Origin of the sequence: Streptomyces sp. NPDC002619, assembly GCF_042889305.1 — a bacterium.
GTDB lineage: Bacteria > Actinomycetota > Actinomycetes > Streptomycetales > Streptomycetaceae > Streptomyces.
Genome location: NZ_JBIAQV010000032.1, coordinates 62041 through 82141 on the forward strand (window position 1 = coordinate 62041; position 20101 = coordinate 82141).

At 71.3% G+C, this 20101-nt stretch carries 19 protein-coding genes; 5 read left to right on the forward strand and 14 right to left on the reverse strand.

The window, feature by feature from the left end:
• Positions 1-16 precede the first annotated feature (16 nt).
• From hypF to ACFYXB_RS34175, 12 genes are all read right to left on the reverse strand, one after another.
• Positions 17-2383 (reverse strand): carbamoyltransferase HypF, encoded by a 2367-nt coding sequence (gene hypF, locus ACFYXB_RS34120; protein WP_389588939.1) that lies wholly within the window; start codon positions 2381-2383, stop codon positions 17-19.
• Entirely contained in the window at positions 2380-3117 is a 738-nt protein-coding gene (hypB, locus tag ACFYXB_RS34125; protein WP_351362356.1) for a hydrogenase nickel incorporation protein HypB, read from the reverse strand. The genes hypF and hypB overlap by 4 nt, the downstream gene beginning before the upstream one ends.
• 3 nt (positions 3118-3120) lie before the next feature.
• Positions 3121-3516 (reverse strand): hydrogenase maturation nickel metallochaperone HypA, encoded by a 396-nt coding sequence (locus ACFYXB_RS34130; protein ID WP_389588940.1) that lies wholly within the window; start codon positions 3514-3516, stop codon positions 3121-3123.
• Between the two features lie 147 nt (positions 3517-3663).
• Positions 3664-3765: a DUF6893 family small protein gene (locus ACFYXB_RS34135; RefSeq protein ID WP_389588941.1), complete on the reverse strand. Its 102-nt coding sequence runs from the start codon at positions 3763-3765 to the stop codon at positions 3664-3666.
• Between the two features lie 10 nt (positions 3766-3775).
• Positions 3776-4303 carry a hydrogenase maturation protease gene (locus ACFYXB_RS34140; RefSeq protein ID WP_389588942.1) on the reverse strand — a complete coding sequence of 176 codons (528 nt, stop codon included), beginning with the start codon at positions 4301-4303 and terminating at the stop codon, positions 3776-3778.
• Positions 4300-5703 (reverse strand): hypothetical protein, encoded by a 1404-nt coding sequence (locus ACFYXB_RS34145; protein WP_389588943.1) that lies wholly within the window; start codon positions 5701-5703, stop codon positions 4300-4302. Before ACFYXB_RS34145 ends, ACFYXB_RS34140 begins: the two co-directional genes overlap by 4 nt.
• On the reverse strand, positions 5700-6380 hold the full coding sequence (locus ACFYXB_RS34150) for a DUF6084 family protein (protein ID WP_389588944.1): 681 nt from the start codon (positions 6378-6380) through the stop codon (positions 5700-5702). The genes ACFYXB_RS34145 and ACFYXB_RS34150 overlap by 4 nt, the downstream gene beginning before the upstream one ends.
• Positions 6377-7024 (reverse strand): DUF5947 family protein, encoded by a 648-nt coding sequence (locus tag ACFYXB_RS34155; RefSeq protein ID WP_389588945.1) that lies wholly within the window; start codon positions 7022-7024, stop codon positions 6377-6379. Before ACFYXB_RS34155 ends, ACFYXB_RS34150 begins: the two co-directional genes overlap by 4 nt.
• Positions 7021-7548, reverse strand: a complete 528-nt coding sequence (locus ACFYXB_RS34160) for a hypothetical protein (protein WP_389588946.1) — start codon at positions 7546-7548, stop codon at positions 7021-7023. Before ACFYXB_RS34160 ends, ACFYXB_RS34155 begins: the two co-directional genes overlap by 4 nt.
• Positions 7545-9332 carry a nickel-dependent hydrogenase large subunit gene (locus ACFYXB_RS34165; protein ID WP_351362376.1) on the reverse strand — a complete coding sequence of 596 codons (1788 nt, stop codon included), beginning with the start codon at positions 9330-9332 and terminating at the stop codon, positions 7545-7547. Before ACFYXB_RS34165 ends, ACFYXB_RS34160 begins: the two co-directional genes overlap by 4 nt.
• A 58-nt stretch (positions 9333-9390) precedes the next feature.
• Positions 9391-10476, reverse strand: a complete 1086-nt coding sequence (locus tag ACFYXB_RS34170) for a hydrogenase expression protein HypE (protein WP_389588947.1) — start codon at positions 10474-10476, stop codon at positions 9391-9393.
• Positions 10477-10540: 64 nt separating this feature from the next.
• Positions 10541-12271 carry an enoyl-CoA hydratase-related protein gene (locus tag ACFYXB_RS34175; protein WP_389588948.1) on the reverse strand — a complete coding sequence of 577 codons (1731 nt, stop codon included), beginning with the start codon at positions 12269-12271 and terminating at the stop codon, positions 10541-10543.
• A 296-nt stretch (positions 12272-12567) separates the two neighbouring features.
• Here ACFYXB_RS34175 and ACFYXB_RS34180 point away from each other — a divergent pair, with 296 nt between their 5' ends.
• From ACFYXB_RS34180 to ACFYXB_RS34195, 4 genes are all read left to right on the forward strand, one after another.
• Positions 12568-12711 carry a hypothetical protein gene (locus tag ACFYXB_RS34180; protein ID WP_389588949.1) on the forward strand — a complete coding sequence of 48 codons (144 nt, stop codon included), beginning with the start codon at positions 12568-12570 and terminating at the stop codon, positions 12709-12711.
• A complete protein-coding gene (locus ACFYXB_RS34185) occupies positions 12699-12839 on the forward strand; it encodes a hypothetical protein (protein WP_388504455.1) in 141 nt (46 codons plus the stop codon). The genes ACFYXB_RS34180 and ACFYXB_RS34185 overlap by 13 nt, the downstream gene beginning before the upstream one ends.
• Before the next feature lie 221 nt (positions 12840-13060).
• Positions 13061-13681 carry an L-threonylcarbamoyladenylate synthase gene (locus ACFYXB_RS34190; protein ID WP_389588950.1) on the forward strand — a complete coding sequence of 207 codons (621 nt, stop codon included), beginning with the start codon at positions 13061-13063 and terminating at the stop codon, positions 13679-13681.
• Between the two features lie 121 nt (positions 13682-13802).
• The gene (locus ACFYXB_RS34195) at positions 13803-14558 is read left to right on the forward strand and encodes a dienelactone hydrolase family protein (protein WP_389588951.1); all 756 of its coding nucleotides are present in this window, start codon (positions 13803-13805) and stop codon (positions 14556-14558) included.
• 207 nt (positions 14559-14765) lie between these two features.
• On the opposite strand, the gene ACFYXB_RS34200 is transcribed toward ACFYXB_RS34195, so the two are convergent.
• Positions 14766-17156: a M4 family metallopeptidase gene (locus tag ACFYXB_RS34200; RefSeq protein WP_389588952.1), complete on the reverse strand. Its 2391-nt coding sequence runs from the start codon at positions 17154-17156 to the stop codon at positions 14766-14768.
• A gap of 199 nt (positions 17157-17355) precedes the next feature.
• On the reverse strand, positions 17356-19425 hold the full coding sequence (locus tag ACFYXB_RS34205; RefSeq protein WP_389588953.1) for a prolyl oligopeptidase family serine peptidase: 2070 nt from the start codon (positions 19423-19425) through the stop codon (positions 17356-17358).
• A 165-nt stretch (positions 19426-19590) separates the two neighbouring features.
• On the opposite strand from ACFYXB_RS34205, the gene ACFYXB_RS34210 reads away from it, so the two are divergent.
• Positions 19591-20064, forward strand: a complete 474-nt coding sequence (locus tag ACFYXB_RS34210) for a carboxymuconolactone decarboxylase family protein (protein WP_389588954.1) — start codon at positions 19591-19593, stop codon at positions 20062-20064.
• Positions 20065-20101: the final 37 nt, after the last annotated feature.

The window sequence follows — 20101 nt, forward strand, 5'->3', positions numbered from 1 at the left end:
TCGTATGTCCGGTCGATCAGTTGGGGCTGTCGGTGCGGGCGGCGTGGGCGGCCACCATGAGCTGGCCCAGGGCCAGTCCGCCGTCACCGGGCGGGACTCGGTGGTGCCGCAGCACCGTGAAGCCGTCCGCCTCCAGGGCCTTGGCGCAGGCGGAGGAGAGCAGGGTGTTGAGGAACACGCCGCCGGTGAGGGCCACGGTGTCCAGTGCGTGGCGCTCCCGAGCCTGGGCACAGACGCGGTGGACCAGGGCGGCGACGCCCCGGTGGAAACGGGCCGCGATCCACGCCGTCGGCACGCCCGCCCGTAGGTCGTCCACGATCGCCGCCAGGACGGGGGCCGGGTCGGCGCGCAGCGGGCGGGGGTCCGCCGAGTGCACGGCGAAGGCATACGCAGCCGTGTCCTCCGGCGGGGCGGAGAGGGCGGCGGACTCCAGCTCCATGGCCGCCTGGGCCTCGTAACCGGCCCGGTGGCAGACGCCGGCGAGGGACGCCACGGCGTCGAATAGACGTCCCATGCTGGAGGTGGGCACGCAGTTGAATTCACGCTCCAACTGCCGGGAGAGGACAGCGAGTTCGTCTCGGGGGCAGGCCGTCACGCAGGGCAGGTCGTCCGCCCAGGCGAGGCGGGCCGCCCGCAGGTGCGCGAGGGCCATGCGGTAGGGCCGGTGGACCGCGGCGTCACCGCCGGGCAGCGGGACGTAGGCGAGGTGCCCGAAGCGGATGAAGCCGGTGTAGTCCGCGAGCAGAAACTCACCGCCCCACACCGCTCCGTCGTCGCCGTACCCCGTGCCGTCGAATGCGGCGCCGATCACGGGCCGGCCGCCCTCCAGTCCGTGTTCGGCCATCGCTGCGGCGACGTGGGCGTGGTGATGCTGGACGCGCACGACCCGCCGGCCGGCCGCGTTGCGCTCGGCCCACTGGGCGGAGCGGTAGCCGGGATGCCGGTCGGCCGCGAGCAGTTCGGGCCGTACGGGGGTGATCGACTCCAGTTGCTCCACGGCGCGTGCGAAGGCCCGCTGGGTGGCGAGGTCGTCCATGTCGCCGATGTGCGCCGACAGCCAGGCACGCCGCCCTTCGCCGACGCAGAACGCGTTCTTCAGGTCGCCGCCGACCGCCAGGGCCGGACGCACCGGTACCGGGAGGTCCAGCGGCAGCGGCGCGTATCCGCGGGCGCGGCGCACTACGAGCGGTTTTCCGTCGCACACCCGCATCACCGAGTCGTCGCACGGCACATGGATCGGCCGGTCGTGCGCGAGCCAGCCGTCGGCCAGGTGCGCGAGCCGCTCGAGGGCGTCCGCGTCGTCGGTGACGATCGGTTCGCCGGAGACGTTGCCGCTGGTCATGACGAGGAGCCGGGGTCCGTCGGGGTCCCCGGGCAGCCCGAACAGGAGGTGGTGCAGGGGTGTGTACGGCAGTATGACGCCGAGGTCGGGACTTCTGGGCGCGACACCGTCCGTCGGCCACACGCCCGCCCCATCTCCCCTGCGGCGCAGCAGCACGATGGGGCGCGTGGCTCCGCTGAGCAGAGCACGCTCTTCGGCACTGATCCGCACGAGGTGCTCGATGTCGTCGAGGCTCCGGGCCATCAGCGCGAACGGCTTGTCACCGCGGGCCTTACGACGCCGCAAGAGGTCGACGGCATCCGGGTTGCCGGCGTCGCACGCCAGGTGGTAGCCGCCCAGCCCCTTCACCGCGAGGATCTTCCCGTGCGCCAGCAGCCGTCGTGCCTCGGCCACCGGCTCCGCGTCTGTGCCTTCCCCGGGAACGTCGTCGCCCGGCCGGCGCACGAGCAGGCGCAGCCGAGGACCGCAGTCCGGGCAGGCGACGGGCTGGGCGTGGAAACGCCGGTCGGCGGGGTCGGCGTACTCCCTGGCACAGCCGGGGCACAGCGGAAAGCCGGCCATCGTGGTGTGCGCCCGGTCGTAGGGCAGACCGGTGACGATCGTGAACCGCGGGCCGCAGTGGGTGCAGTTGACGAAGGGATGGCGGTGGCGCCGGTCGGCGGGGTCGGTCAGTTCGCGCAGGCAGGCGGCACAGGTCGCCGTGTCCGGGGGGATCAGGGCGCGCGCGGGTCCGTCGGCCCGGGAGGCGAGGATGGTGAACGCGGTGTCGCCGGTGACGGCCACCTCGTGGTGGTCGACGGAGTCCACACGGGCCAGGGGCGGAGCGTCCATGGCGATACGGCCGCAGAACCGGGCGACGGCTCCGGGCACGCCCTCGATCTCGACCACCACCCCGTCCGGCGTGTTGGTCACGTGCCCCGTCAACTCCAGCGCGGTGGCGAGGGAGTGGACGTAAGGCCGGAATCCGACCCCCTGGACCACGCCTCGCACGGTGACGCGGCGGCGTTGCGCCGTCCAGCCCGTGACCTGGGTGGCGCTCACGGGTGGGAGGCCGCCGTGACGCCGGTGTGCGCGGCGTGCTCGTGCGCGTGCCGGGCCATGACCGGTCGGTGCGGCGCGGCGCCGTCCGCCGCGGCCAGGGCCCGGTCCAGCAGGGTGCCGAGCCCCTGGTTCCGGCGCACCGAAGTCAGCAGCACCTCGACGCCGGGATTGACCTGCTCGACGTTCGAGCGGAACCCCGCCTCGTCGAAGTCCACCGCCTCGGCGATGTCGGTCTTGGTGACGACGACCAGCTGCGCGAGGCCGAAGGCGGTGGGGTACTTCAGCGGCTTGTCCTCGCCCTCCGTGACCGAGGCGAGGACGACCCGCAGTGTCTCGCCGAGGTCGTAGGAGGCCGGGCACACCAGGTTGCCGACGTTCTCCACGAACAGCAGCCGTGTGGCGTCGGGCAGCCAGCCCTCCAGATGGCGGGCGAGCATCCCGGCCTCCAGGTGGCACAGCCCATCGGTGAGGACCTGTTTCACCGGCGCTCCCGAACGCGCCAGCCGTGCCGCGTCGTTCTCGGTCGCGAGGTCCGCGGTCAGCGCGGCCACGGGCACGGACCGCTCGCGCGCCAGCGTCAGTTCGTGTTCCAGGAGGGCGGTCTTGCCGCTGCCTGGGCTGGACAGCAGGTTGACGACCGTGGTGCCCCGGGCTGTCAGGTGTGCGCGCAGGGCATGCGCGGCCTCGTCGTTCCTGGCGAGGACGGCCTGATGCAGGTCGACCGTACGGCACATGATTCAGCGCTCCTCGAGGATCGGTTCGCGGGTGGCCGCAGACGTCGTCCCGTCATCCCAGTCCACACCGGCGATGCGCAGCTCGCGGCCGGCCAGCAGGTCGGTGGTCCCGCCGTCGCAGCGCGGGCAGCTCAGCCGGGGCGGCATGCCGACGGCCCATTCGTGTGCGCAGGCTCCGCAGCGGGCCCGTCCCGGCACCGTTTCGGTGACGAGTTCGGCGCCTTCCAGCAGCGTGCCGGCACGGGCCAGTTCGAAGGAGAAGGACAGGGCGTCGGGGACGACACCGGCCAGTTCGCCCACCTGGAGCCGCACCGAGCGCACCGCGGTGACGTCGCCGGCTCGTGCGGCCGCTTCCTCCACCTGGTCGATCACCGCCAGGGCGATGGACATCTCGTGCATCTGTCTCCGTCCCGGCGCGGGCCCTGGGTGCGCGAATGGCCGCGTCCATTACAGGTGCGGTGTCCCGGACCGATGACTCGGCGCGCCGCCAAGGCCCGTCCGGGTCCGCCGTTCGCAGCAGTGCACGGTCCCGCGCCGGGCCGGCGCTCACATGCTGCGGATCCGCAGGTAACGCCGGATGTCGGGCAGGGACTGCACGACGAGCGCGGCGGCGACGGCGATCAGGGCACCGACGACGATCTTCTTCATGCCTGTCTCCTCACTTCGCGGCTTCGCCGGCCAGGGGTCGCGGTTCGGACTCCGGGGACGCGCCCAGGAGCTCCACAATGAGTTGGACCGCTCGCGGTACGGCGTCGGACACGGGGGCGCTCAGCTCCATCCCCTCTTCCACGGTGGCCGGTTCGCAGCCGACGATCAGGGTGCGGCGCGGTGGCTGTCCGCCGGTGCCCGCGCAGAGGGTGCCGAGCAGGGCGAGCACGGCGTCGGGGGTCATACGGTGGCCGTCAAGCGGTCCTGATACGCCGAGATCTTCATGCTCGATCACGTACAGGGTGCCGGGGGCCTGACCGCGAGCGGTGGCGTCGACCAGGATCAAGGTGTCGTATCCGTCCAGGAGTTGGTAGGCGAGGTGCACGCCCCGCACCCCGATGTCCGCGACCTCGACGTGGGCGGGCAGTCGGTGTCCGGCCAGTGCGCGGGCGACGGCCACCCCGAAGCCGTCGTCGCCGAGAAAGACGTTCCCGATGCCCGCGACGAGGACCCGGGCGTCCTTGCCGGGCGGGCTCATGCGTCGCCCTCCGGCCAGGTCAGTTCATCGGGCTGGAAGTACAGGAAGCGTCCCTGTTCGCGGCGCAGGTCGGCGCCCGGGTCGCCGTCCACGGTCACGGCGAGGTGCACGGCGCCGTCGATGTCGTACAGCACGGCCTCGACGGTCGCGGTGCGGCCGTGCAGGAACAGGTCCTGGGCGTCGGTGCGGCGCAGGCCGGGGCGGAGCAGGACGCGGCTGCCGGCGCTCGCGGGCCGTCCGTCGACGACGGTGTGGTCGTGGCCGGGGTCGAATCCCGGGTCGCTCGCGGGGTCCCACCACGGGGTGTCCGGATTCTCCGGCTCCTCGAACGGCTCGGGCCCGGTGACCTCGCGCAGGCCGCGCACCGCGCCGTGCAGCCGTTCCAGCACCTCGGCGGGGAGCGAGTCCGCCAACTCGATGACCGCGGCGGCCCGTTCGTCGGTGCCGCGGGCCTCGCGCTTCTCCTCGTCGGTGAGGGCGGCGGTGCGCAGGGCGAGGATCTCGTCGATCTCGGTGGCGTCGTACAGGGCGCCAGGGCTCTCGGGTGCGACGGCCGGGTGGTCCTCAAGGATGATCGGGGAGGACAACACCACGTCCGCGCGGCCGGGTTCACCGGCGAGGACCGGCCAGGTGTGCAGATTGCGGCAGGCGGCGACCGCGCCCTTGGCCCACTCGGGGGGATCGGTCATCGACAGGAACCGCCCCTTGTCCAGCGCCATGAGGAGGTGTGTAGCCACAAGGGAGCGCGGCAGGGCCGCGTCCCGGTCGGCGGTGTGTGCGGCCTCGGGGGTCCAGGTGCTGGTGTTCTCGACGACGGCGGTCAGCCGCACGACGCGGTAGGGCCCGTCGAGTTCGCACGCCGACAGGCACAGCCGTCCGTCGGTGCGCTCGTAGCGGTGGATGGTACGGCCCACCGTGCGCCCGGAGGCGTCGCCGACGGGTTCGTACTCTTCGCCGTCCGGCAGGTCGAAGGGGATCGTGACGTCTCCGGCGAGGAGCTCCGCCACCGGCACGACCGCCTCGAGGTGTTCCTCGACGCCCTCGTCCCAGGGGACCAACACCCGGTCTTCCAGCCGGAGTTCCGGCACGGTCTCGAACTCACCGTCCGAGAGGGCCCGTTGGACGGTACGGCGCCTGGCGCGCAGGAAGCGCAGCTCGACGGCGAGGGTGGTGTCCGCCTTGGGTTCCATCAGGCACTCGGTGTGCTGGAAGGAGTGTTCCTCGCAGTCGGCGCCCCAGCCGGGTGGCACCAGCACGCCGAACTGCCAGCGCAGCCGGTTCTTCGCGGCCGACGCCCGGTACGGATACAGGACGTAGCCCTCGAAGAGGACGGCGTCGGCCACCTTCCGGGCCAGGGCGAAGCGGGCCTCGGTCTGTGGGGCGAACGCGGTCACGCTCACGGGGCCGTCCTTCCGTTCGTGCCGGTGAGGGCGCGGGCCCGTACCGAAGGCGTGTCGGCCTGCGCCAGCAGGGCCCGTACGGTCGCCTCCCAGGACGGCAGCGCCTGCCGTGACCGGTAGGCCAGCAGGGCGTCCATGGTGTCGCGGGGCAGCCGGATCCAGCCGCAGCCGGGGAAGTGCTGTTCGACCATCTCGCGCCAGGTCGCGACCGGCATCCGGTAGGTCGCCTCCCGGTCCCAGGGGACGGGCTCGACCCGGAAGCCGCCCGCTCCGGTGAAGGCCGTGCCGGAGAAGAGCATCAGCAGGGGCACCTCCCCGCCGTCGAGCGCGGCGAGATAGCGGGTGGCGGCGATGTCCATGTCGTAGGTGCAGGGCACCACGAGTTCGGTCTCGGTCTCCCGGGTGAACCCGGGGACCATCACAGGGACTTGGGCGAACTGCACCGGCTGGAGGGTGCTGCCCCAGCGGGACGGTTCACCGAAGAGGTCGACGAGCCCATCGGTTTCGCCGCGGTCGTAGCCGCGGCGCGCGGGTTCGATGCGGATCTGGCAGCGCAGCGCCAGCGCGTGCACGGGTTCGTCGTCGGGCGTGGTGACGCGCAGCCGGAACACCAGGGTGGGTCCAGCCGCGTAGCGGTCCGCGCGAACGCCGGTACAGGCGAAGGAGAGTTCGGTCATGGCCGGTCCTCCGCGCCGACGGTCCCGGCCCGGCGCTCGACGTGTGCGAAGAACGCGTCCAGCGCGGCACGAGCCTCGGCCCCGCCGTCGAAGCCCTGCCACAACAGGCGCATACGGCCGACGAGTTCGTAGCAGATGTCGATCGGGACCAGGTAGCAGACGATGCCGTCGTCGGTGCGGCGCAGCAGCAGTGCCTCCAGGTCAGGTACGACCAGGTCGGCGAGGGCGGTGTCGCCGAGGACCGCGGTCCACGCCTCGGGTTCCAGTTCGCTCTCGGTGGCCCCGGCGGGGCTCGGGTAGAGGGCGACGAGGCGGTCGAGCGCGGTGTTGCGGAAGAAGAACGCGACCCCGACCGGGATGCGCAGGGTGTCCCACGCCCGGTCGTCGAGCCGGTGGTCGGGGTCGGTGAGGTAGCGGTCCGGGACGGCGCGGAAGCGGCCCACTTCGGCGCCCGGCTGTTCCATCAGCAGGAAGCAGGCGGGACAGGCGCAGACCAGGGCTCGCTTCTCGGTGTCGACGAGGTGGCGGTGGTGGCCGTCGTCCACCGGTGTGGCGCACAGTCCGCAGCGCTCCGGCTGCGGCGGACGCCCGGTCAGGAAGCGGCGCAGGCCGGCTGCCAGGGCCGGGGCCGGGGGCGCGCTCACGCACCAGCCCCGGGAGGCGTGCCGATCTGGAGCAGGACGGGCTCCGCCTGTCGTACCTCCACAGCCGCCACCTCGGGCGCGAAGCAGGCCAGCGCGTCCTCGGCTGCCCGCTGTGCGTCCGTGGCGCCCGATGCGCAGCCGCATCCTCCGGCGGCCGACGCCCGCAGACTCAGGGTGCCGCTCGCCTCGTCGAAGGCGACGATGTCGAGGCCACCACCTTGGACCGTGTCGACGGCGCGGATGATGCGGGTGGGCAGGTCCTCGGGGTGCAGGTCGTGCAGGACGAGCTGGCTCGCGACGAGGTCGTCGGCGAGTAGGGTCTCCTGGAGCCGCCGGTCCTCGGGGGCCGACAGGAGCTGGAGGATCCGAGCGAGTCCCGCGCCGTAGAACTCCATGAGGGAGCGCACGAGTTCCTCGGCCGCCTCGATCGCGTCAGGATCCCCGGTCGCGGCCAGCCGGTCAAGCATCTCCTCGATACGGCGTCCCGCCCGCTCGGCGTGTCCCGGCGTGGTGGCGGCGCTCATCCGCCCAGTCCGCTCAGGCCGGTGGGCACGTGCATCTTCTGCACGGTCTTTCCATCGCCGACGTACATGTGGACGCCGCAGGGCAGACAGGGGTCGAAGCTGCGGACGGTGCGCATGATGTCGATGCCCTTGAAGCTGTCCGGCGGGTTCTCCTCGAAGATGGGGGTGTTCTGCACGGCGTCCTCGTACGGGCCGGGCGTGCCGTAGGAGTCGCGGACGCTGGCGTTCCACGGGGTGGGCGGGTATGGGTGGTAGTTGGCGATCTTGCCGTCCCGGATGACCATGTGGTGCGAGAGGACGCCGCGGACGGCCTCGGTGAAGCCCACGCCGATGCTCTCGTCGGGGACCTCGAACTTCTCCCAGGTCTGAGTGCGTCCGGCGCGGACCTCGGCGAGGCCTTGTTCGGCGAAGTGCACGGCGAGGGCGGCGGTGTAGGCCTGGAAGTAGCTGCGCGCGCGGTTGCGTTCGAGCGCGTTGCTCCACTTCGGGATCTTCCACTCGAAGGTGGTCTCCGGCCGGGTCATGGTGCGGGGCAGGTTGATGATCACGCTGTGGCCGGTGGCCTTCACGCCGCCGGTGTCGACGAGTCCGGCGAGCGCGGTGGACCACAGGCGGGCGATGGGGCCGCCGCCGGTGTCCAGGGCGAGGTGGTCCTTGCCGTCGAACCAGCGCGGGGACATGACCCAGCTGTACTTGTCGTCGAAGTTCCGCTTCTGCGGGGCCGGGATGGTGTGCTGGTTCCAGGGATGGCGCGGGTCGACCGGGTTACCGAGCGGGTCGTGGGTGACGAACTGCTCCTTGCCCTGCCAGTCGTCGTAGTAGGAGCTGCCCAGCAGGATGCGGATGCCGAGGTTGATCTCGGTGAGGTCGGTGGTGACCAGTTTGCCGTCCACGACGATGCCCGGGGTGACGAACATCTTCCGTCCCCAGTCGGTCATGTTGGCGTAGGTGAAGTCGCAGTACTCGGGGTCGTTGAGGGCGCCCCAGCAGCCGAGCAGGACACGGCGGCGGCCCACTTCCTCGTAGCCGGGCAGGGCCTCGTAGAAGAAGTCGAACAGGTCGTCGTGGAGCGGGACGACGCGCTTCATGAACTCCACGTACCGCATCAGACGGCTGAGGTAGTCCGTGAAGAGCTGCACCGAGGCGTTGGTTCCGACGCCGCCCGGGTACAGCGTGGAGGGGTGCACATGGCGGCCCTCCATCAGGCAGAACATCTCCCGGGTGTAGCGGCTGACCTGGAGGGCCTCGCGGTAGAACTCGCCCTCGAGGGGGTTCAGGGACCGCATGATGTCGGCGATGGTGCGGTAGCCGTGGTCGGCGGCGTGCGGGGCCTCGGTGCGTTCGGCCAGTTCGAGGACGCCCGGGTTGGTCTCCTTGACCATCTTCTCGCAGTAGTCGACCCCGACCAGGTTCTCCTGGAAGATGTTGTGGTCGAACATGTACTCCGCGGCCTCGCCGAGGTTGATGACCCATTCGCCGAGGTGCGGGGGCTTCACGCCGTAGGCCATGTTCTGCGTGTACACCGAGCAGGTGGCGTGGTTGTCGCCGCAGATGCCGCAGATGCGGCTGGTGATGAAGTGGGCGTCGCGCGGGTCCTTGCCGCGCATGAAGACGCTGTAGCCGCGGAAGACGGACGAGGTGCTGTAGCACTCGGCGACCCGCTTCTGCTTGAAGTCGATCTTCGTGTGGATGCCCAGGCTGCCCACGATCCGGGTGATCGGGTCCCAGGACATCTCGATCAGGCCGCTGCCGTCGCCGGTCGCCTTGGTCGTGGGGGTGGTCATGATGTGTGCGTTGCCCTTCTGGTGGCGGGGTGCGGAAGGTGATCGAGTGCGGGTCGGGTCACCAGGGCGGCCGGTATCCGGTGGTCAGCTTGGCCCCGGTGTGGCGCCACTTGGGTTCCTTGTCCACGGTGTGCTGGGTGACGGCGCGCAGCCTGCGGATCACGGCCCCGTAGGCGCCGCTGGCCTTCGTCGACAGCGTCGCGCCGGGCGGCTCGTCCATGAACGGCATGAACTTGTCCGGGAAGCCCGGCATGGTGCAGGCGATGCAGATGCCGCCGACGTTGGGACAGCCACCGATGCCGTTCATCCAGCCCCGCTTGGGCACGTTGCACTTGACGACCGGCCCCCAACAGCCGATCTTCACCAGGCACTTGGGCGAGTCGTACGACTCCGCGAAGTCGCCCTGCTCGTAGTAGCCGGCGCGGTCGCAGCCCTCGTGCACGGTGGCGCCGAACAGCCAGGCCGGGCGGAGCTTGTCGTCCAGCGGGATCATCGGGGCGGAGCCGGCCGCCTGGTAGAGGAGGTAGGTGAGCGTCTCGGCGAAGTTGTCCGGCTGGATCGGGCAGCCGGGTACACACACGATCGGGATGCCCGCCTTGGACTTCCAGTCCCAGCCCAGGTAGTCGGGCACACCCATCGCGCCGGTCGGGTTGCCCGCCATGGCGTGGATGCCGCCGTACGTCGCGCAGGTGCCGATCGCGACGACGGCGAGGGCCTTGGGCGCGAGCCGGTCGATCCACTCGCTGGTGGTGATCGGCTGCCCGGTCTCGGGGTTGTCGCCGAAGCCGCACCAGTAGCCCTCGGGCTTGATGGCCTCGTTCGGGATGGACCCCTCGACGACCAGCACGAAGGGATCGATCTCGCCGCGTTCGCCCTTGAAGAACCACTCGATGAACGTGTCCGCGCCGCCGACCGGACCGCACTCGAAGTCGATCAGCGGCCAGTGGACGGCGATCTTGGGCAGCCCCGGGAGCACGCCCATCGCGATCTGTTCGATGCTCGGTTGCATCGCGGCCGTCAGCGCGACCGAGTCGCCGTCACAGCTCAGCCCGGCGTTGATCCAGAGGATGTGGATCGTGGGCGTCTCGCCGGCGGGCGCGCCGGCGTCCTTGGTCGCGGCACTGCTGGGCGTCGACGGTGTCATAGGACCGCCTCCTCGGAGAGGTAAGGGACGAAAGCAGGTATTCCGGATGTGCCATTTCTTGGTATCAGGGGTGCTGCCGTGACGAGAAGTCTGCGGGGTCCGTTCCAGTGACACGCGGTCCGGACCGAGGGTGGGCGAGGTACGGGGGCGTGTCCGTGGGTGGCTGTTTCGTGACGAACGCGCGGCGCAGTGCGTGGTAGGGGGCGTTCGGGTCGTCGAAGGTGGCGCGCATCGGGGCCAGTTCGCGCTGCCGGAACGCGGAGAGGGGCTCGACGGCCTCCTGCCGGTCCAGCTCCGTCTTCTTGTCCATGATCCGGGAGCTGATCGCGGGCAGCGCGGCCAGCCGGGCCGCGAGGGAGCCCACCTCCCCGGCGAAGTCCCCGGCGCCGCAGTCGAGCACGCGGTCCACGAGGCCGATGTGCAGCGCGCCGGCGGCACTCACCGGGAGGCACTCCCGCATGAGCCGCTCGGCCGTCACCGCGCCCACCCGGCGGGGCAGCGTGTACGTCCAGAACTCGGAGCCGTACAGGCCCAGCAGCCCGTAGTGCGGGTTCAGTACGGCCCCGGCGCGGCACCACACCTCGTCGGCGGCGAGAGCGAGCATCACGCCGCCGGCCGCCGCGTTGCCGCCGATCGCGGAGACGACGAGCCGGTCCGTGGTCGTCAGGACCGCCTCGACCAGGTCGTCGAGGGCGTTGATGTTCGCCCAGGACTCGGCGGCGGGGTCCGGTGCGGACTCGATGACGCCGAGGTGGATGCCGTTGGAGAAGAAGTCGCGCTGTGTGCCGAGGACCAGTACGCCGGTGGGGCGGGCGCAGGCCTCACGGTAGGCGTGGAGCAGGCGCGTGCACTGGGTGGTGCTCATGGCGCCGCCGGGGAAGGAGAAGGACAGGAAGCCGACGTCCGCCTCCTCCGTGTAGCGGATGTCCGCCCAGGTTCTCGCGGCACGGGTCGGCGAGGAGGCCAGTTCCGGCACGGGCGGCAGCCGGTCGCCCAGGGCCGTCACCGCGGGCATTTTGAACGTGGGCGGCTCTCCGGGGAGGCGCGGGCGCCTGAGCTCCGGGATCCACACGGCGCCGTCCCTCGTGGCCCGGCAGATCGCGCCGCACCGGGTGGCCAGCAGCGCGCCGGGGGCGCCGTGGAGGGCGCGCTCGGGGTGGCCGCCGTGCAGGTACCACTCCTCGCCGCGCAGCACGTCACGCACGCCGGGCCGGGAGTCCGCGGCCCGCAGCTTTCGTACGACGGTCTCCGTGGTGTCGGCCGCCCAGTCGATGCGCCGGACGCTCTGGTCGAGGTACGGGCGGGTGCGGGCCGCCCGCTGCGGGACCGGGGTGAAGGTGCCTGAGGCGAAACGTTCCACTGCACGAAGGACGGCGGCCATGGCGGCGTCGGCGATCTCGCCGCGGTACAGGTCGCTCTTGGACACCGGCGGAACCGGGCAGCGCACCGACGCCCACACGTCTCCGGCATCCAGCTCCTCGTCGGCCTGGAACACGGTCACTCCCCAGTCTTCGGCGCCCGCCTGGACCGCCCAGTCGAGCGAGGACGGTCCGCGGTCGCCGAGGGGGCCCGGATGCACGACGAAGCAGGGCCACCGGGTCCACACCTCGCGCGGGATCGCCGTCTTCAGCATCGGGGCGACGACCAGCCGGGGATCGTGCCGCCGCACCGCCTTGGTGAGGGAGCGGCCGGGCAGGGCGAGTTCCACCGCGACGGTGTGTCCACGGTCACGCAGTTCGGCGTGGACGCGTTGGGTGAGGCTGTTGAAGGCGCTGGCCACGAGCAGGATGTGCACGGCGTAACTCCCGGCGGACGTGGGCGCGGGTACGTGACCCCGGCCGGACCCGATCGTGGGGCACACGGGGCGCGCCCCCTCTGCGCCGGGCTGCCGGGGTCACTCGAAAGCGGGGGCGCGCACCGCCACCCGGCCCTACAACCCGGCGGTGTCCACGCGCTCGGGTCCACCGCGCCGTCAACTCGCGTTCTTCGTACGATGATTCAGGCAGTCCGCGCAGAAGCGAACAGACTCCGGGCGGTTTCGGAGTGATCTCCCTACCAACCGTGCGAGATCGATCGATTACGCTGTGTAAGGTGCTGCGAGTGCAGGGCCAACACGCCGCCCTGCACGCCGAGCTGACCGCGCAGCGCACCCGGACCAACGCCGCCGCGCAGGCCGGACTCCGCGGCGCCACGCGGGAGATCCAGGCGGCCTGCTCGCCCGGGTGGAGGCACTGACCGAGCTGCCCGCGCTGTTCGAGCGCTTCCCGGACCTGCGGCCGGCCGTCGGGAGCGGCGAGCTGCGGCAGGTGCCGTCGTTCACCGCCTTCGGCCGGCAAGAGATCCCGGTCCTGCTGCGTGGCTGAGCAGGGGGCGTCGAGAGAGAGCTCCGCCGGCGGTCCGAGGGGGGGTTGGACCGCCGGCGGAAGCGCGGCTCGGGGCGGGGGGGAGAGGCCCCGACCGCGGCTCAATCAGCTGGTTCCCCGAAAGACGCGGTTTACGCCTGGGAATTTCGACTCGGTTGTTCAGTCCTGCGCGAGGGCTCCGCCGCGTCGTATCCCGCCCGTCGACGGCATAAGCTCGGCGAATGGCGAAGTACTTCGACGTGCACCCCGAGAACCCGCAGTCCCGCAGCATCGCGCAGATCGCCGACGACGTGCGCTCGGGGGCGCTCATCGCATACCCCACCGACTCCTGCTACGCGCTCGGATGCCAGCTCGGCAGCCGGGACGGCATGGAGCGGATCCGCTCGATCCGGCACCTCGACGACCGGCACCACTTCACGCTGATGTGCCGTGACTTCGCGCAGCTCGGCCAGTTCGTGCGCGTGGACAACGACGTGTTCCGGGCCGTGAAGGCGTCGACCCCCGGCAGCTACACCTTCATCCTTCCGGCCACCCGGGAGGTGCCGCGCAAGCTGCTGCACCCCAAGAAGAAGACCGTCGGCGTGCGCATCCCCGACCACGTGGTCACCCAGGCCCTGCTGGCCGAGCTCGGCGAACCGCTGCTGTCCAGCACGCTCCTGCTGCCCGACGAGGAGGAGCCGCTGACCCAGGGCTGGGAGATCAAGGACCGGCTCGACCACGCGGTGGACGCGGTGGTCGACTCCGGGGACTGCGGCACCGAACCGACCACGGTCATCGACTTCTCCAGCGGCGAGGCGGAGATCGTACGGCGGGGTGCAGGCGACACCACGCGCTTCGAATGACGGCCGGGCCGCGCTGAGGCCGGGTGTGCGCCGGCGGATCTTGCGTGAAAGCATGGCCCCTGCACGCAGCGCCGAGCGCACACCCGCCGCCCGGCGCGGATTCCGCAGGGAGGCACCCGCCATGACAGCCGTACAGGGCACAGCCGTCGACATCCCGACCGAGGACGGCATCGCCGACGCTTATCTGGTCCACCCCGCCGACGAGCGTCCCCGCCCGGCCGTCCTGTTCTACCAGGACGCCTACGGACTGCGGCCGCATCTGCAGGCGATGGCCGACCGGATCGCCGCGGCCGGATACACGGTCCTGCTGCCGAACGTGTTCTACCGCAACGGCCGCAACCCGGTCATCGACCTGCCCGAGTTCATCGACCCCGCGGCCGACCCGACCATCTGGGAGCGGATCGGCCCGATCATGCAGTCCCTGACGCCCGAGCTCGCCGTGCGCGACGCGGGCGCCTATCTGCGCTGGCTGGCCGACAGCCCCCTCGTCGCCGACGGTCCGGTGGCGCTGACCGGCTACTGCATGGGCGCGCGGCTGGTCCTGCTGACCGCGGGCAGCTACCCGGACCGGGTCGCGGCCGCGGCGGGATTCCACGGCGGCCAGCTCGCCACCGACTCCCCCGACAGCCCGCACCTGGTCGCCCACAACATCACCGGCGAGGTGTACTTCGGCCACGCCGACCAGGACGCGTCCATGCCCGAGGAGCAGATCAAGCGGCTCGAGGACACGCTCACGGCGGCGGGCGTACGGCACCGCACCGAGGTCTATCCGGGTGCCCACCACGGTTACACCCAGGTGGACACCCCGCAGTACGACCGGGAGGCCGACGAGCGGCACTGGGCGGCCCTGCTCGACCTCCTCGCGCGTACCTTCTGAGCCTCCCGTGGGGTGCCCGTCGCCGGGCGGGCACCCCACGAACTTCGTCCAGATCGTTGACATGCACGCGCCCCGCCGAGAGGAGTCGCTCGTCCACGACGGCGGCCCACAGGAGGCGTACCTCACGCTGGATCCGCTCAGCCGACACACGCGTGCGTCCCGCACGCGGAGGCCTCCTCCGCGTGCGGGACGCTCAGCTGCGGCGTGTCAACTGCTGGTCGTGACGGCGGTGTCGTCGACGACGAAGCTGGTCTGGAGGGAGGAGTCCTCCACACCGTTGAACTTCAGGGTGACCGTCGAACCCGCGAAGGAGTTCAGACTGAAGCTCTTCTGGGTGTAACCCGAGGCCTTGTTGAGGTTCGAGTACGTGGCCAGGGTCGTCGAACCGGCGGTCACCGTCAGCTTGTCGTACTGCGTGCTGGTGGTGGTCTCCGCGCTGTCGATGTGCAGCCAGAAGGTGAAGGTCGCCTTGCAGCCGGCCGGGATCGTCACCGACTGGGACAGCGTGTCGGTGTGGGAGGAGCCGTAGCCGTCCAGCCACGCCTTGTACGAACCGCCGTGCGCCGCCTGGCTGCTGGAGTTGGTGATCACGCCGCTGGTCGCGGTCCAGGTGGTGTTGCCCGACTCGAAGCCCGGGTTGCCGAGCAGCTGAGACGTGGCGCAGCTACCGGGGGCGCCGACGGTCCAGGTGAAGGAGGCGGTGCCGGTCTTGCCGGTGCTGTCGGTCACCGTGACCGTGGTGTTGAAGGTGCCCGCTGCGCTCGGGGTGCCGGAGATCAGACCGCTGGAGCTGTTGATCGACAGACCCGTCGGCAGACCGCTCGCGCTGTAGGTCAGCGCACCGCCGTTGGTGCTGCTGGCCTGGATCTGCAGGCTGACGGCGGTGCCGGTCACGCTCGACTGGTTGCCGGGGTTGGTGACCGTGACGCCCTGGACGGGGGCGTGGCTGCCGACGCCGATGGCCGCGAAGGCGTTCTGCACGCCCGCGTACTCCGTGGAGGAGGAGCCGTAGAGCGCGGAGGCGGCGTTCAGCGCGGCGGTGCGGGCACCCGCGTAGTTGGTGCTCGACGTCATGTACGTCGACAGCGCCTTGTACCAGATCTGCAGGGCCGCGGCCCTGCCGATCCCGGCGACGGCCACGCCGTCGGTGGTCGGGCTGTTGTACGTGACGCCGTTGATGACCTTGCTGCCACTGCCCTCGGACAGCAGGTAGAACATGTGGTTCGCGGGGCCCGACGAGTAGTGCACGTCCAGGTTGCCGACACCGGAGTACCAGTAGTCGGCCGAGCCGCCGTCCTTGCTCGGCTTGTCCATGTAGCGCAGCGGGGTGCCGTTGCCGTTGATGTCGATCTTCTCGCCGATGAGGTAGTCGCCGACGTCGGTGCTGTTGTTGGCGTAGAACTCGACGCCGGTGCCGAAGATGTCGGAGGTCGCCTCGTTCAGCCCGCCGGACTCACCCGAGTAGGTGAGGTTCGCGGTGGCGGCGGTGACGCCGTGGCTCATCTCGTGCCCGGCGACGTCCAGCGAGGTCAGCGGGTCCGCGTTGGCGGTGCCGTCGCCGTACGTCATGCAGAAGCAGCCATCGTCCCAGAACGCGTTGACGTACGCGTTGCCGTAGTGCACCCGGGAGTAAGCGGCCACACCGTCGTTCTTGATGCCGCTGCGGCCGAAGGTGTTCTTGTAGAAGTCCCAGGTGACCGCCGCACCGTAGTGCGCGTCGGCGCCGGCCGTCGCGGAGTTCGACGTGGCGCCGTTGCCCCAGGTGTCGCTGGTCTGCGAGAACAGCGTGCCGGTGCCGGAGGTGCCGCGGTTCAGGTTGTACGTCTTGTGGCCGCCGCGCGCGCCGTCGGTCAGCGTGTAGTTGGAGCCCGACTGCGTCGTGGTCAGCGTCACCTGGCCGCTGTACTGCGTGTTGCCGATGCCGGTCTTGATCGCCTGGAAGCGGTAGAGCTCGGCGCCGGTGGTGGCGTCGGTGATGACGTGCAGCTGGCTGGGCGTGCCGTCGTCCTGGAAGCCGCCGATCACGGTCTCCCAGGCAAGCTTAGGGGTGCCGTTTCCGGCCCAGATCACCTTGCGGGCGCTGTCGGTGGTGGGCTTCGCGGCGTCGAGGGCCTTGGCCGCCTTGAGGGCCTTGGTCTCGGCGGCGGACTTGGTGTAGGCCGCGGTGGTGGTGGCGACCTTGACGGCGCGCTTGTTGTTGAAGGTGCTGCTCACCGTGCCCGCGGCCACGGAGGCCGGCGGCGTGTGCACCACGAGGTCGCCGCCGAGGACGGGCAGGCCGTCGTAGGTGCGCTCGTAACGGGTGTGCACAGTGCCGTCGTTGTCCTTGACGACGTCCTTGACGACCAGCTTCTCCTGGGCGCCGAGGCCGAGTGTCTTGGCGGTGGCCGTCGACTGTTCCTTCGCGCTCTTGATCAGCGCGCTGTGCTGAGCGGGACTGAGCTTGGCCTCCAGTCCGCCGGTCCGCAGGGGGCTCGGGTGGGGAGCGGCGGCCGGTGTAGCGGTCGCCGGGACGGACTGGATGCCGACGGCGAGGAAGGCTGCGGCGGAGACCAGGGCGGCTCCGACCGTGGCACGTCTGTGGGGAAGGCGTCTCACTCGTACTCCTCCTGCTGCGGCCGCCGGGTCGCGGCCGGTGACAGACCGGACAGACGGGTGTGCTGTCCGGCCAGAGCTGAGCTGTGCGGGACCGAGTTCCATGGGCGGACCGTGGGGCCGGCTCGCCTTGGCGTCGGGGGGAGAATGACAGCCTTGACCCATCCATGTCACTACCCTCTGTAACACTCAAGGGTTTTCCCTATGACGGGACCCCCGAGCCCTCGGTCGCCATTCCCAAACTCCGCCGCAGGAACCGCACTTGATGCCGCAGCAGGTTCTCGGTGACCGCGGTGCCGAGCGGCTGGTGTCCGGCGCCGGGCAGGAGCAGCACCTCGTGCGGACGGCCCGCCGCCAGCAGGGCGTCCGACAGGCGCAGGGTGTGGAGGGGCAGCACCTTGGTGTCGGCGAGGCCGTGGATCAGGAGCAGGGGGCGGCTCAGCCGTGGCGCTTCGCGGAGCAGGTCGCAGGCGTCGTACCGCTCGGGGAACGCGTCGGGATGCCCGAGGAACCGCTCCCGCCAGTGGGCGTCGTACAGCCGCTGGTCGGTGACGCCCGCTCCGGCCACAGCGGCGTGGAAGACGTCCGGCCGGCGCAGTACGGCCAGGGCCGCGAGCGCGCCACTGAACGACCAGCCGCGGATGCCGACCCGGCCGAGGTCGAGGGCGGGATGCCGGCGGGCGGCCTCGTGCAGCGCGGTCACCTGGTCGTCGAGCACGGGTCCGAACAGGTCGCCGTGGACCTCGCGTTCCCAGTCCGGGCCGCGTCCCGGTGTGCCCCGGCCATCGGCGACCAGCACCGCGAACCCCTGCTCGGCGAACCACTGCGCCACGAGCGACCGCCAGTCGAGGGCGGCGCTGACGCGCTGGCGGGCCGCACCGCCGTACGGGTCGAGCAGCACCGGCAGCGGCTGGTCGCCCGGGCGGTGCCAGGAGGGCAGATACAGCATGGCGGGCAGCCGGTTTGGGCCGAGGACGAGCGGGGTCGCGTGGAGGTCGAGGACGGGTCGCTCGGCGAGCGGGACGAGGGGCACGGCGCCCGGCCGCCCCTCGCGCAGCACGACGGCCCGGCCACCCGGCCCCTCCGCGTCATGGGTGACCCGGACGAGGGTGCCGCCCCGCGACACACCCTCATGCACGCCCGGCCCCGAGCTCAGGCGCCGGACGCCACTCCCCCGGCGCCAGGTCCACAGGTGCGTCTCGGTGGGCTCGTCGGAAGCGGTGAACAGCACGTCGTCCCCGTCGACGCCGAGCACCGCCCGCAACTGCAGTCCGGGGGGCGTGACGGCCGCGCCGTCCACGGTCAGGTGCCGGGTGCCGTGCCGGTCGGCGTGGGCGAGCAGGGCGCCGGAGCCGGTGCGGGCCGGCAGCCCCGGGATCAACTGCACCCAGCGTGCGTCCCATTGCTCGTGCAACGGCGTGGTGTGTCCGTCGGCGGGGTCGATGCCGAGGAGCTGGACGGTGCGCTGGTCCCGGGACTGTACGACCGCCAGGGGGCCGTGGTCGTCCCAGTCGGCGCCGACCAGGTACTCGAACGCGTCGCGGCCCCAGCGCACCGGGGTCAATGTGCCGTCGAGCGCGACGAGTTGGAGGGACACGTCGGGGTTGGGGGTACCGGCGGTGGCATAGCGCACGGTGCGGGGCGGGGTGCCCGGTGCGGCGGGATCGGTGAGGTTCCAGCGCCGGACGCGCGCGACATCGGTGCGGGCGACCAGGAGGGCCGTGCCCTCCGGGGACCACCAGTGACCGCGCGCCCGCCCGTCCGGTGCGGTGGCGGCCGTATGCGCGGCGACCCCGAACTCGACATCGGCAGCGTCCGGTTCGGCGATCGTACGGTCTCCGGTCCCGTCCTTCCCGATCACCCGCAGGGCGCCTCGGCACACGTACGCGATGTGGCTGCCGGTGGGGTCCGGGCGTGGGTCGGACACCGGGGGGCGAGCGGGCAGCCGCCAGGCTTCTCCGCCGTCGAGCCCCACGGTCCACAGGCCACCGCCGAGGGCGAAGACGACGAGGCCGACGGCGCGGTCGGTGGCGTACGCCTCGATCCCTCGCGGCCGGGGCCGCGGGCCGAGCAACCGCACCGGATCGGCCAGCAGCCTTTCCGTCCCGGAGTCGAGGTCCAGCATCCAGAGGCAGGGAGCGGGGTCGTCGCCCGTGCGGCCACGCAGGAACAGAACGGTGGCACCGTCGGGCGTGACGGTGAAGTACCCGGGGACGCCACGGGTGAAGCGCGCGGTGCGGGCGAGTTGGGCGGGGAGGGAGGTCGAGGGCACGTACGGCAGCTTTCCCTCGCCATGCGATTTCACACACTTGTTCGATTAAAGCGTATCGGGGCGGCGTGATCGGGAGAGACGCAGGTCACATCCACCCATGTCACGGCTTGCCTGAGCCGTTCCGTCCAAGAGGTGTAACCACCAGCAACGACACAGGAGTGCACCATGGAAGCTCGGTTGAACCTCGTCGCCAGCCCGGTCGCGGCCAGGTTCGGGAAGCACATCGTCGCGGCGAGCAGGGTGCTCGAGGAATCGACGCTGCCGGCCGCGACGCAGGAGTTGGTGAAGCTCCGCGCCAGCCAGATCAACGGCTGCGGCTTCTGCACCGACATGCACACCAAGGACGCCGCGCACGCCGGGGAGACCCCGACGCGCCTCAACCTGGTCGCGGCCTGGCGCGAGGCGAAGGTCTTCACCGACGCCGAGCGGGCGGCCCTGGAGCTGACGGAGCAGGGCACCCGCATCGCCGACGCGGCCGGCGGCGTCACCGACGAGGCCTGGGCGAACGCCGCCAAGCACTACGACGAGGAGCAGCTCGCCGCCCTGGTGTGCGTCATCGCTCTCATCAACGCGTTCAACCGCGGGAACGTCATCGTCCAGCAGCCTGCGGGCGACTACCAGCCCGGCCAGTTCGCATAACCAGGTGCACCCGGCCGGGACCGCCGGTACCCCGCGG